The 12817-nt window shown below is 73.8% G+C and carries 8 protein-coding genes and 1 pseudogene; 5 read left to right on the top strand and 4 right to left on the bottom strand.

All coding sequences use genetic code 11. The annotated features are described in order from the left end of the window. Nucleotides 1-265: 265 nt before the first annotated feature. A pseudogene (locus tag F3L20_RS35750) lies at nucleotides 266-1696 on the bottom strand (ATP-binding protein); the annotation flags it as partial. 291 nt (nucleotides 1697-1987) lie between these two features. On the opposite strand from F3L20_RS35750, the gene F3L20_RS29690 reads away from it, so the two are divergent. Continuing rightward, complete coding sequence (locus F3L20_RS29690) at nucleotides 1988-4864, top strand: FAD-binding and (Fe-S)-binding domain-containing protein (protein WP_150156904.1); 2877 nt, start codon at nucleotides 1988-1990, stop codon at nucleotides 4862-4864. 9 nt (nucleotides 4865-4873) lie between these two features. Here the strand turns inward: F3L20_RS29690 and F3L20_RS29685 are convergent, their stop codons facing one another. The 3 genes from F3L20_RS29685 to F3L20_RS29675 form a co-directional block, all read right to left on the bottom strand. Next, nucleotides 4874-5299: a VOC family protein gene (locus F3L20_RS29685; protein WP_145826779.1), complete on the bottom strand. Its 426-nt coding sequence runs from the start codon at nucleotides 5297-5299 to the stop codon at nucleotides 4874-4876. Between the two features lie 44 nt (nucleotides 5300-5343). Then, a complete protein-coding gene (locus tag F3L20_RS29680; protein ID WP_240810786.1) occupies nucleotides 5344-6618 on the bottom strand; it encodes a transcriptional regulator in 1275 nt (424 codons plus the stop codon). A 147-nt stretch (nucleotides 6619-6765) separates the two neighbouring features. After that, on the bottom strand, nucleotides 6766-7218 hold the full coding sequence (locus F3L20_RS29675) for an NUDIX hydrolase (protein ID WP_150156902.1): 453 nt from the start codon (nucleotides 7216-7218) through the stop codon (nucleotides 6766-6768). 244 nt (nucleotides 7219-7462) lie between these two features. On the opposite strand from F3L20_RS29675, the gene F3L20_RS29670 reads away from it, so the two are divergent. From F3L20_RS29670 to F3L20_RS29655, 4 genes are all read left to right on the top strand, one after another. Then, the gene (locus F3L20_RS29670) at nucleotides 7463-8413 is read left to right on the top strand and encodes an EamA family transporter (RefSeq protein WP_150156901.1); all 951 of its coding nucleotides are present in this window, start codon (nucleotides 7463-7465) and stop codon (nucleotides 8411-8413) included. A 322-nt stretch (nucleotides 8414-8735) separates the two neighbouring features. Next, nucleotides 8736-9533 carry a TIGR03084 family metal-binding protein gene (locus tag F3L20_RS29665; protein WP_150156900.1) on the top strand — a complete coding sequence of 266 codons (798 nt, stop codon included), beginning with the start codon at nucleotides 8736-8738 and terminating at the stop codon, nucleotides 9531-9533. Then, nucleotides 9530-11218 (top strand): acyclic terpene utilization AtuA family protein, encoded by a 1689-nt coding sequence (locus F3L20_RS29660; RefSeq protein WP_150156899.1) that lies wholly within the window; start codon nucleotides 9530-9532, stop codon nucleotides 11216-11218. Before F3L20_RS29665 ends, F3L20_RS29660 begins: the two co-directional genes overlap by 4 nt. Next, entirely contained in the window at nucleotides 11215-12813 is a 1599-nt protein-coding gene (locus tag F3L20_RS29655) for an acyl-CoA carboxylase subunit beta (protein ID WP_150156898.1), read from the top strand. The genes F3L20_RS29660 and F3L20_RS29655 overlap by 4 nt, the downstream gene beginning before the upstream one ends. The last annotated feature ends 4 nt before the right edge of the window (nucleotides 12814-12817 follow it).

Raw genomic sequence — 12817 nt, 5'->3', positions numbered from 1 at the left:
CTGCGGTCGCGCGTCCGGCCGCAGGCTGGGCCTGGGTTCCGGTTCGGGCCCCGGCCCCGGCTTCGGCCGGGGGCGCGGCCTGGCCGCCGGCCTCGGATCGGGTCCCGGTCCCGGCCCTGGTCGCGGACCCTGCCTCGTCGGGGCGCCCGCCGCGGTGCTGGGGCAGCTCCGAGGAGTCCGGGGCCGCCGCCCCGGACGCCGGGCGGCCGGCCTCGTCCTTCGTGACCTTCGTGCCGTTGACGGCGGCCGTGAGCGTGCGGGCCGCCGGGGCGGAGGCGCCGGCCGGGACCGCGGCCGCCCCCGGCTTCGCGGGCGCCGCGTCCGCCGGGACGAGGATGTCCTGCGGCAGCAGCACCAGGACGCCCGTGCCGCCGCGCGCCGACGGCCGGTACGACACCCGCAGCCCGTACCGCCGGGCGAGCCGGCCGACCACCGCGAGGCCCAGCCGGGTGCCGGTGAGGCCGCCCAGCCCGGTCGACTCGCCGGAGACGGCGCTCTCGGCACGGCGCAGCTGTGCCTCGCCCATCACGAGGCCGCTGTCCTCGACGGACACGATGACGCCGGCCGGGACCTCCTCGACGTAGACGTGGACCTCGGCGGTCGGCGGGGAGAAGTTCGCGGCGTTGTCGAGGAGCTCGGCGAGCGCGTGCATGACGCCCTCGGCGGCGTGCCCGGCGACGGAGGTGTCGCTGGCGGAGTGGACGCGGACCCGCTGGTAGCCGGCGATCCGGCCCATGGCGCCGCGCAGGATCGACTCCATCGGGATGGGCCGGGCCCAGCGGCGGCCGGAGCGGGCACCGGTGAGGACGGCGACGGAGTCGGCGAGGCGGCCCGCCTGGGCGGTGCGGTGGTCGAGGTGGAGCAGGTCGGCGAGGACCTCCTCGTCGTGGTGCTTCTCCTCCATCGCGCGCAGGTCGGCGAGCATGCCGGTGGCCAGCGCCTGCATACGCCCGGCCGCGTTGGCGGTGGCGGACAGCGCGGCCGAGCGGGCGCCCTCGGCCACCCGTAGCCGGCTGGTCAGCCGCGTGTTCTCCCCGGCCAGCCGTTCGCGTTCGCGCGCCAGCCGGTCGCGCTCCTCGCGCAGCAGATCACGCTCCCGTGTGTACTTCGCGGTCAACTGGGCCAGTGCGGCTTCGTGTTCGGTGGTGACGCGGTCCAGTTCGGCGGTGTGCCGTTCGGCCGACCGCGCCAGCTCCGCCGTGTGCGCGTCGTCGAGCCGGGACCGCTCCTCGGCCCGCTCGTGCGCCAGCCGGGCCAGTTCCGCCGTGTGCTGTTCGTCGAGGCGCTCACGCTCGGCGGCCAGGGTCTCGGCGAGGCGGGTCCGTTCCTGGTCGAGTTCGGCGGACAACCGGGCGCGCTCACGGTTGAGTTCGCCGGTCAGCCGCTCGTGCTGACGGCGGGACTCCTCGGTCGTCCGGGAGCGTTCCTGGAGCAGCCGGCCGACGTCCTGGGTGACGGCCTCGAGCCGGGCCCGGGCGGCGCGCGCCGACAGGGTGGCGTACGCGGCGGCCGTGGCGGCGGCGCACAGCAGCACGGAGGCGACCACGCCGGTCACCAGGACGGCGTGGAACGCGGCTTCCGGGACCAGGAGGAAGGACGCCACGACCGCGACCGCGCAGAACGCGGCGGTGAGCACGGGGACGGGCAGCAGACTGCGGGGGGTGGGGCGGTCGCCGGGGAGCAGGGGGGAGGTCATCAATCAGGGTCCTCGGTCGGGTCCTCGGTCGGGTCCGCGGGCGTGCACCGTCGTGGCTGCGCGGCCCTCGGCGGGTTCCACGGGACGACGCCGGACCTGATGCAGGGGTCGCTTTGCGAACGAGGTCCGACAACTGCGCGCAACTCGCGGTCACTATATGGGAGTTCGTGATCGGCTTGGGAAGATTCTGCTTCCGTTTTTGGTTAAACCATCACGGTGGGGCGTTCCGGACATGCTCCGGGGTGGTGTGCCGACGTCCGTGCCGCGCTCCGGCGGGGGCATCCTGAAGGCATGACGGATCACCGGGACCTGTCGGCGGCGCTGCGGGCGGCGGTGCGCGGCGAGGTCGACCTCGGGGTCACCGCGCGGGCGCTGACCACGATGGACGCCTCCAACTACCGGAGGGTTCCGCTCGGCGTGGTGGCGCCCCGGGACGCCGACGACGTGGCGGCGGTGCTGTCGGTGTGCCGGGAGCACGGCGTGCCCGTCGTGCCGCGCGGGGGCGGGACGTCGATCGCGGGGCAGGCGACCGGCACCGGCGTCGTGCTCGACTTCACACGCCACATGAACCGCCTGCTGTCCCTCGATCCGGACGCGGGGACCGCCGTGGTCCAACCCGGGCTGGTCCTCGACCGCCTCCAGGAGGCCGCCGCCCCGTACGGCCTCCGCTTCGGCCCCGACCCGTCGACCCACGGCCGCTGCACCCTCGGCGGCATGATCGGCAACAACTCCTGCGGCGCGCACTCGGTCGCCTGGGGCACCACGGCCGACAACCTGCGCACCCTCTCCGTGGTCACCGCACGCGGGGAGCGGCTGCGCCCGGGACCCGGCTGGGCGGGGGCGCCGCCGGGCCTGCGTGCCCTGGTCGACGGCGAACTCGCCCGCCTGCGCACGGGGTTCCCCGACCTGCCCCGCCGCATCTCCGGGTACGCGGTGGACGCCCTGCTGCCCGAGCACGGCGCCGACGTCGCCCGCTCCCTCTGCGGCTCCGAGGGCACCCTGGCCGTGCTCACGGAGGCCGAGGTCACCCTCGTACGGGCGCCCCGCGCGCAGGCGCTCGCCGTGCTGGCGTACGCGGACGAGAGCGGGGCCGCGCAGGCGGCGGCCGGGCTGCTGCCGTACCGGCCGCTGACGGTGGAGGGCATGGCGGCCGACCTGGTGCCGGCCGGCGCGGACCTGCCGCGCGGGGCGGCCTGGCTGTTCGTGGAGACGGGCGGGGACACGGAGGCGGAGGCCCGCGCCGCCGCCGAGGCGGTCGTGCGGGCGGCGGACGTCGTGGACGCGCTGGTGGTCACCGACCCGGCCCGGCAGCGCACCCTGTGGCGCATCCGGGAGGACGCGAGCGGGACGGCGACCCGCATGCCGGACAGGAGTGAGGCCTGGCCCGGCTGGGAGGACTGCGCGGTGCCGCCCGCCCGGCTCGGCGCGTACCTGCGGGACTTCCGGGCGCTGCTGGCCGAGCACGGCCTGCGGGGCACCCCCTACGGGCACTTCGGGGACGGCTGCATCCACGTCCGCATCGACTTCGACCTGCTGACCGGGCCGGGCGTCGCCCGCTTCCGGCGCTTCTCGGAGGAGCTGGCCGACCTGATCGTCGCCCACGGCGGCTCGCTCTCCGGCGAGCACGGCGACGGCCAGGCCCGCGCCGAGCTGCTGCCCCGCATGTACGGCGCGCGGACGGTCGCCCTCTTCGAGCGGGTGAAGGCCCTCTGGGACCCGGACGACCTGCTCAACCCCGGCATGCTGGTCCGCCCCGCCCCCCTCGACGCGAACCTCCGCTTCTCCGTCCTGCCGCGCGAACCGGTCGACGTCGCCTTCGGCTACCCCGCCGACGCCGGCGACTTCTCGGCCGCCGTGCGGCGCTGTGTGGGCGTCGCCAAGTGCCGTACGACGTCGGTGGCCGGGTCCGCGGTGATGTGCCCGTCGTTCCGGGCGACGGGCGAGGAGGAGCACTCCACGCGCGGACGCGCCCGCCTGCTGCACGAGATGCTCGCGGGCGAGGTGGTGACCGACGGCTGGCGCTCCACCGAGGTACGGGACGCCCTCGACCTGTGCCTGTCCTGCAAGGGCTGCCGCTCCGACTGCCCGGTCGGCGTCGACATGGCCACCTACAAGGCGGAGTTCCTGCACCACCACTACGCGGGCCGCCGCCGTCCCGCCGCCCACTACGCGATGGGGTGGCTGCCGGTGTGGCTGTCCTGGGCCGCCCGGACCCGGACGGCGGGGGTGGCGAACGCGCTCGCCTCGGTGCGGCCGCTCGCGCGGCTGGTCAAGCGGGTGGCGGGGATCGCGGGGGAGCGGGAGATCCCGTCTCTGGCGACGGAGCCTTTCAGCCGGTGGTGGCGGAGGAGGCGGACGCCTGCCGCGGGCGGTGGCCCGCTGGTGGTGCTCTGGCCGGACACCTTCACCGAGCACCTGTCGCCGTCGGTGGGACGGGCGGCCGTGCGGGTGCTGGAGGCGGCGGGACTGCGGGTGGCGCTGCCGCCGACGCTGCGGCCGGCGTCCGGCGGACGGGTGGGCGACGCGCGGTCACGTTCGGCGCTGTCCCTGCTCACGGCGCGGCGCGGCCGGGTCTGCTGCGGGCTGACCTACCTCTCCACCGGCCAGCTGGACCGCGCCCGTACGGTGCTGCGGCGCACCCTCGACCTGCTGGAACCGGTGCTGGCCACGGACGCGCCGCTGGTGGTGCTGGAACCGAGCTGTGCGGCCGCCCTGCGCACGGACGCCCCGGAACTCCTCCATGACGACCCGCGCGCGGCGCGACTCGCCTCCCGCGTCCTGACGTTCGCGGAGGTGCTGGAGCGGCACGCCCCCGACTGGCGCCCGCCCGCACTGAACCGTCCGGTCACCGGCCAGACCCACTGCCACCAGCACGCGGTCCTGGGCGACGGCCCCGACCGCGGACTGCGGGAGGCGGCCGGTCTCACCGGGGAGCTGAGCGGAGGCTGCTGCGGCCTGGCGGGCAACTTCGGCTTCGAGAAGGGCCATTACGACGTCTCCCGTGCCTGCGCGGAGGAACAGCTGCTGCCGTCGGTGCGGGAGGCGCCGGACGAGGCGGTGGTCCTGGCGGACGGCTTCTCCTGCCGCACCCAGCTGGAGCAGCTGGCGGGCGTCCGGGGACACCACCTGGCGGAGATCCTCGCGGCGGCGCTGGACGAGGAGGGATGACGCCGGTCCTCAGTCGAGGCAGAACTCGTTGTCCTCGATGTCCCGCATCACGATGCACGAGTCGGTGCCGTCGTACAGCAGCCGCTCGCGGACCGCGCCGAGCGGCAGCAGCCGGGCGCACTCGGCCTCCAGCGCGGCCAGCCGCTCCTCGCCGGACAGCCCGGAGCCGACCCGCACGTCGAGATGCACCCGGTTCTTGACGACCTTCCCCTCGGGCACCCGCTGGAAGAACAGCCGCGGCCCGGCGCCGGTGGGATCGCCGCACGCGCACCACGCCCCGTCCCCCTCGGGGAACCGGACCCGGTTGAAGTCGTCCCACGAGGCGAACCCCTCGGGCGCCGTGACGACGTACCCCAGCACCTCGCACCAGAACCGCGCCAGCCGCTCGGGCTCCGCGCAGTCGAAGGTGATCTGAACCTGCCTGATCGCTGCCATCGCGGCACCCTAACAAGCCCTGTGCTGTGCCGGCGGGAGCGTGCTCACGCCTCGTGGCGCTCCGGGTCGGCCAGTAGGAAGTCCCGGTGTTGCAGGGCAAGTTGTAACAGACCGGCTGCGGGGGACGACATGCGGTCGGCTGGAAGGTCCGCGACGCTGGCAGCGGTGAGCGGCAGACCCTTGATGATCCCGTTGGTTCGTGACCCGCTGATCACCGTGCCCTCTTCATTGTGCTTGACCGCCCCGGCGAAGATCCTGTCGAACGTTTCCGCCTCAAACACCGCCACGGTCAAAATGCACACAGCGAGGTGCAAGGGCTCCAGCGCCATTCCCATGCACCAGAGCCGTAGCGTGCCGTCAGTCACGGCGGCGTTGAGCGAACTGTAAGGGGGCTGGTCGTAGTCCACTTCGGTGCCCGAGTCCCCTCGCGCCTCGGGCGCTCCCAGCAGCTCTTCGTTGTACTCCCGCATCACGGTGCGCCACAGATCCAGGTCCTGGCGGTGTGCCAGTGGAGAGAGGGAAGCCGGCTGGACCATGCCTGCGGGCAGGGGGCCGTATGTCTCCCCGCCCGTGGCGACGCGGTCCGCCCCTCTGAGAAGCAGGAAGAACGTGCCCTGCCCGTCGGGCGTACGGCGCAGGGTCAGTGTGCCGACCGAGGGCAGGACGACACGTCTCGTGAGGGACAACGGGTCACGGGCCAGGAGTCCGCGCAGGGGCAGCGCCTTCCAGTGCGGCCTTGATGCGGGTGCCCGGCTCGCTGCCACCGCGAGCTCATGGGCGAGGGCCTCGTTCTGATCGACGAGGTCGAAGTAGTGACCTGTGCCGAACACCAGGCGAGGACCTTGTGGGCTGGCCCAGTCGGCTTCCACGAGGCGGAACGAGGGCCGGTTCTCGTACAGGGCTGGGCGTGCCAGCGCCCCCAGGGCGCCGGAGTAACGCTCGTATCGGCGTGCTTTGGTCTCCTTCGGCAGACAGCGCCGTGCCGCCTGGAGCAGGGGGTGATTGACGGGCGGCGGCGTATCCGACCATGCCACTCTCACCGCCGACAAGGGAACAGGGGCCGGCGGGCGCATGGCCGGTTCCCAGAGCAAGGAGCTCCCGCCGATCCGCTGCAGAGATGGGCGGGAGAGAAGCTGCATGTCAGCGGCCGTCTCACACAGCTGACCGTAGCGGTGAGAAAGATCCGCCCGCTGCTTCACGAAGGCATCCCGGGACTCCTCGACGACGGTTCGATCCAGTGCTCGCCACGCGAAATACACACCGCCCGCCCCGATCAGTGAGCCCAGCAGACCCAGCCACAGTTCCGCGTCCACGCGCATCCACCCCCGGCCCGTCGCGCATCCGGTGCAGCTCTACCCGCCCGAGCGACGCGACAGTCCCGGCAAGCCCACCCGGTATGGGTCGTTGGAGATGTCGGGGGCCGCAGGTGTTAAGAGCGCCGCATGCCTGGGTGGTCGGGTGGGTGGTCAGGGGGTCGTCTCGCCCCGGACCAGGGGGTGGCACACCGGTTGGACGCCTTCGGGGAGGGCGTCCGGTGCGCACCAGCGGCCCTCCAGGATCTCGAGGGGGTCCAGGCGCATCTCGCCGCCCAGCAGGCGGGCCTCGAAGGCCACCTCCATGCGGGTGCGCAGGCCGCTGTTCAGCATGACCAGGCGGCCGACCTCCACGTCGAGGCCGGTCTCCTCCTTGACCTCGCGCACCACGGTCGCCCGGAAGTCCTCGCCCTTGCGGGCGAAGCCGCTCGGCAGGCCCCACTGGCGGCCGGGCGGCCACATCCGGTGACGGAGCAGCAGCACCCGCCCCTCGTCGTCGCGCACCACACCCGTCACGCCGACCACGAACTTGGCGTGCAGCAGCCACATGATGCGGCTCTGCAGCGGGCGGAGGAGTCGCCAGACACGGACCAGGAGTCGTCGCACGGGGCCTCGGCTGTGTGGGGGAACGGACACGGGCGTCACCAGGGGGAACGCTACCGGGTAGGACGTCCGGCCCGTGGACGGAGTTGACCCGGACGGGACGCGGGCCGCATCGTCAGGTATGTACACGTCGCACGGTCCTGACGTAGTCCAATACGCTGGACTGGCGAGTCCATCAGGGTGCACACTCGGTGCAGTCGTGCATCCGCCTCCGTCCCGTACGGCTCCTACGTCCCTGGAAGGCACCGTGACCACCCCCAGCGCCGCCACCCCGTCCACCGCATCCGGGCAGGGCCACGGCCCCGCGACCGCGCCGGCCGGCGCCCCGACAGGGCGCCGGGGATCCCTCGGGCCGGTCGGGCTGGTGCTGGCCGGCGGGATCTCGGTGCAGTTCGGCGGGGCGCTCGCGGTGACGCTGATGCCGCGCGCCGGGGCGCTCGGGGTGGTGACCCTGAGGCTGCTGGTCGCGGCGGTGGTGCTGATGGTGGTGTGCCGGCCCCGGCTGCGCGGGCACTCGCGGACCGACTGGGGCACGGTCGTCGTCTTCGGCATCGCCATGGCGGCGATGAACGGCCTCTTCTACCAGTCCGTCGCCCGCATCCCGCTCGGCCCGGCGGTCACGCTGGAGGTCCTCGGCCCGCTCATCCTCTCCGTGCTGGCCTCCCGCCGCGCGGTCAACGTCGTCTGGGCCGCGCTGGCCCTCGCCGGTGTGTTCCTCCTCGGCGGCGGAGGCTTCAGCGGCCTCGACCCGCTGGGCGTCGCGTTCGCCCTGGCCGCGGGCGCCATGTGGGCGGCGTACATCGTGTTCAGCGCACGCACCGGCCGCCGCTTCCCGCAGGCGGACGGGCTGGCGCTCGCCATGGCGGTGGCGGCGGTGCTGTTCCTGCCGCTGGGCGTCCTGGAGTCCGGCACCAAGCTGCTCGACCCGACGACCTTCGCGCTCGGCGCGGCGGTCGCGGTGCTGTCGTCCGTCCTGCCGTACACCCTCGAACTGCTGGCGCTGCGGCGGCTGCCCGCGTCGACCTTCGCGATCATGATGAGCCTGGAACCGGCCCTCGCGGCCACCGCCGGCTTCCTCATCCTCGACCAGGCCCTCGCCGCCACGGAGGCGGCCGCCATCGCCCTGGTCATCGCCGCGAGCATGGGCGCGGTGCGGACCCAGGTGGGGCGGGGGAAGGTGAAGAAGTCCGGTCACTGACCGGCCCGGACAGGTTGCCGACCATGGCCGCGCGTCAGCACGCCCCGACGGCGTGCGGACGCGCGGCCATGGTCGAGGTGTCGAGGCGAGTCGCGCCACGCCGGACCTGACCGACCCGCCCCTGAGTGACGCCCATGGTCATGGACCATCTGAGCCCGGGTGAGGCTCTGAGTCTTCCGGAGTGATGCCGGCTCGTCGGTGAGCGGCGCCATGGCCCCGGAAAAAGACATGCAAGCACGCTTGCTTGTTTCCTGGCCCCCTGCCATGCTCCCCCCAACCGCGCCGCACACCGCCGTGTCCGCGTCCCGAGGGGAGCGACCTCGTGTCCGATCCGACGCCTGTGATCGACGATCTGCGTGAGGAGAGTGAGGAGCTCGACCGGCTGGTGGCCGGCCTCGGGCCCGACCGGTGGGCGCTGCCCACGCCCGCCGCCGGATGGACCGTCGCCCACCAGATCGGGCACCTCGCCTGGACGGACCGCTGCGCGTGGACCGCCGTCACCGACGCCGACGGCTTCCGGGCGCTGGTCGATCAGGCCCTCGCCGCCCCGCACAGCTACGTCGACGACGGCGCCGAGGAGTACGCCCGCGCCGAGCCCGCCGCGCTGCTCACCCGCTGGCGGGAAGGGCGCGCGGCACTGCAGAAGGCGCTGCGGGAGGCACCGGCGGGGGCGCGGTTCCCCTGGTTCGGGCCGCCCATGTCCGCCGCCTCCGTGGCCACCGCCCGCCTGATGGAGACCTGGGCGCACGCCCAGGACGTCGCCGACACGCTCGGCGTGACCCGCCCGCCCACCGACCGCCTCCGGCACGTCGCCTGGCTCGGCGTGCGCACCCGGGACTTCGCGTACGGCGTGCACGGGCTCACCCCGCCCGCCGACCCCTTCCGTGTCGAACTCACCGGGCCGGGCGGCGACATCTGGACGTACGGACCCATGGACGCCCCCCAGCGCGTCACCGGCCCCGCGCTCGACTTCTGCCTGCTGGTCACCCGGCGCGCCCACCGCGCCGACCTCGCGCTCACCGCCGACGGCCCCGACGCCGACCGCTGGCTGGACATCGCCCAGGCCTTCGCCGGGCCGCCCGGCGGTGGACGGGAACCGAAGGGGGAGGGCGCGCGGTGACGGCGGCCCCCCTGCGCATCGGCAACTTCTCCGGCTTCTACGGCGACCGCTTCTCCGCCCTGCGCGAGATGCTCGACGGCGGCGAGGTCGACGTCCTCACCGGCGACTACCTCGCCGAGCTGACCATGCTCATCCTGGCCCGGGACCGGCTGAAGGACCCGTCCGCCGGATACGCCCGCACCTTCCTGCGCCAGCTGGAGGACACCCTCGGCCTCGCGCACGAGAAGGGCGTCCGGATCGTCACCAACGCGGGCGGGCTCAACCCGGCCGGACTGGCGGCCGCGATCCGGGAGTCGGCGGGCCGCCTGGACATCCCCGTGCGGGTCGCACACGTCGAGGGTGACGACCTCACCGCCCGCCACCCCGGCAGCCTCGCCGCCCACGCCTACCTCGGCGGTTTCGGCGTCGCGGAGTGCCTGCGGGCCGGCGCCGACGTGGTCGTCACCGGGCGGGTCACCGATGCCGCCCTGGTCACCGGGCCCGCCGCCGCGCACTTCGGATGGAAGCCCGACGACCACGACCGGCTGGCCGGCGCGGTCGTCGCCGGGCACGTCCTGGAGTGCGGGGCGCAGGCCACCGGCGGCAACTACGCCTTCTTCGGCGAGCGCGACCCCCGCGACCTGCGCCGGCCCGGCTTCCCGCTCGCCGAGCTGCACGAGGACGGCAGCAGTGTCGTCACCAAGCACCCCGGCACCGGCGGCTTCGTCGACGTCGGCACGGTCACCGCGCAGCTGCTGTACGAGACGGGCGGCGCCCGGTACGCCGGGCCGGACGTCACCGCGCGGCTGGACACCGTCACGCTCACCCAGGACGGCCCCGACCAGGTGCGGATCGAGGGGGTGCGCGGGGAGGCACCCCCGCCCACCCTCAAGGTCGGCCGCAACCGGCTCGGCGGCTTCCGCAACGAGGTCGTCTTCGTGCTCACCGGGCTCGACATCGAGGCCAAGGCCGCACTCGTACGCGAGCAGATGGGGGACGCCCTCGGCGCGTCACCGCCCGCCGACGTGCGGTGGGAGCTCGCCCGTACCGACCGGCCCGACGCCGGCACGGAGGAGACCGCCAGCGCGCTGCTGCGTCTCGTCGTACGGGATGCGGACCAGCAGAAGGTCGGGCGGGTGCTCAGCGGGGCCGCGATCGAGCTGGCGCTGGCCAGCTACCCCGGGTTCCATGTGGTGGCGCCACCCGGGAAGGGCTCCCCCTATGGGGTCTTCGAGGATGTGTACGTGCCCCATGGTGACGTCGACCATGTGGCCGTCCTCCACGACGGGCGTCGGATCACCGTGGACCCGCCGCAGGACACCGCCGCCCTGGACGCCGTGCCGCCACCCGCCCTCCCGAGCCGCTGCCGCCGGGCCGGCCGCCCGCGCCCCCTCGGCCGGGTGGCCGGCGCCCGCAGCGGCGACAAGGGCGGCAACGCCAACGTCGGCGTGTGGGCGCGGACGGACGACGCCTGGCGGTGGCTCGCGCACGAGCTGACCGTCGAGCGGTTCCGCGAGCTGATCCCGGAGGCCCGCGACCTGCCCGTCAGCCGGCACGCGCTGCCGAACCTGCGCGCCCTGAACTTCGTCGTCGAGGGGATCCTCGGCGAGGGCGTGGCCGCGCAGGCCCGTTTCGATCCGCAGGCCAAGGCGCTGGGCGAGTGGCTGCGCTCCCGCCACGCCGACATCCCGGAGGTCCTCCTGTGACGGTCCTCGCGTCCGCCCTGAACCCGTCCGACCCGGACCACCAGGAGCACCGCGACGCCATGCTCGCCAAGCTGGCCGAACTCGACACCGAGCACGCCAAGGCCCTCGCGGGCGGCGGTGAGAAGTACGTCGAGCGGCACCGGGGGCGCGGCAAGCTGCTGGCCCGTGAGCGGGTCGAGCTGCTGCTCGACCCGGACATCCCGTTCCTGGAACTGTCCCCGCTGGCCGCCTGGGGCAGCGACTGGACCGTAGGCGCGTCCATGGTCACCGGCATCGGGGTCGTCGAGGGCGTGGAGTGCGTGATCACCGCCAACGACCCGACCGTGCGCGGCGGTGCCAGCAACCCCTGGTCGCTGAAGAAGGCCCTGCGCGCCAACGAGATCGCGCTCGCCAACCGGCTGCCCGTCATCAGCCTCGTCGAGTCCGGCGGCGCCGACCTGCCCTCGCAGAAGGAGATCTTCATCCCGGGCGGCGCGATCTTCCGCGACCTCACCCGGCTGTCGGCGGCCGGCATCCCCACGATCGCCGTCGTCTTCGGCAACTCCACGGCGGGCGGCGCGTACATCCCCGGCATGTCCGACCACACGATCATGGTCAAGGAACGCGCCAAGGTGTTCCTCGGCGGCCCGCCGCTGGTGAAGATGGCGACCGGTGAGGAGAGCGACGACGAGTCCCTGGGCGGCGCGGAGATGCACGCCCGCGTCTCCGGCCTCGCCGACCACTTCGCCGCCGACGAGCCGGACGCGCTGCGCCAGGCCCGCAGGGTCGTCGCCCGTCTCAACCACCGCAAGGCGCACCCCGATCCGGATCCCGCCGAGCCGCCCAGGTACGACCCGGAGGAACTGCTTGGCATCGTCCCCGGCGACCTGAAGATCCCCTTCGACCCGCGCGAGGTGATCGCGAGGATCGTCGACGCCTCCGACTTCGACGAGTTCAAGCCGCTGTACGGCACCAGCCTGGTCACCGGCTGGGCGGGCCTGCACGGCTACCCGGTCGGCATCCTCGCCAACGCCCAGGGCGTGCTGTTCAGCGAGGAGTCACAAAAGGCCGCGCAGTTCATCCAGTTGGCCAACCAGCGCGACATTCCGCTGCTGTTCCTGCACAACACCACCGGCTACATGGTCGGCAAGGAGTACGAGCAGGGCGGCATCATCAAGCACGGCGCCATGATGATCAACGCGGTCTCCAACTCCCGCGTCCCGCACCTGTCCGTCCTCATGGGCGCCTCCTACGGCGCCGGCCACTACGGCATGTGCGGACGGGCCTACGACCCGCGCTTCCTGTTCGCCTGGCCCAGCGCCAAGTCCGCCGTCATGGGCCCGCAGCAGCTCGCCGGCGTGCTGTCCATCGTCGCCCGCCAGTCCGCCGCCGCGAAGGGCCGGCCGTACGACGACGAGGCGGACGCGGCGCTGCGCACCATGGTGGAGCAGCAGATCGAGTCCGAGTCCCTGCCGATGTTCCTGTCCGGGCGGCTGTACGACGACGGCGTCATCGACCCGCGCGACACCCGCACCGTCCTCGGCCTGTGCCTGTCAGCCGTCCACACCGCCCCCTACGAGGGCGCGCGTGGCGGCTTCGGCGTCTTCCGGATGTGAGGCA

This window comes from Streptomyces tendae (genome assembly GCF_008632955.1).
Taxonomy (GTDB): domain Bacteria; phylum Actinomycetota; class Actinomycetes; order Streptomycetales; family Streptomycetaceae; genus Streptomyces.
The sequence above is the reverse complement of the archived record's forward strand: the minus strand, read 5'-3'. Positions and strand labels throughout refer to the sequence as shown.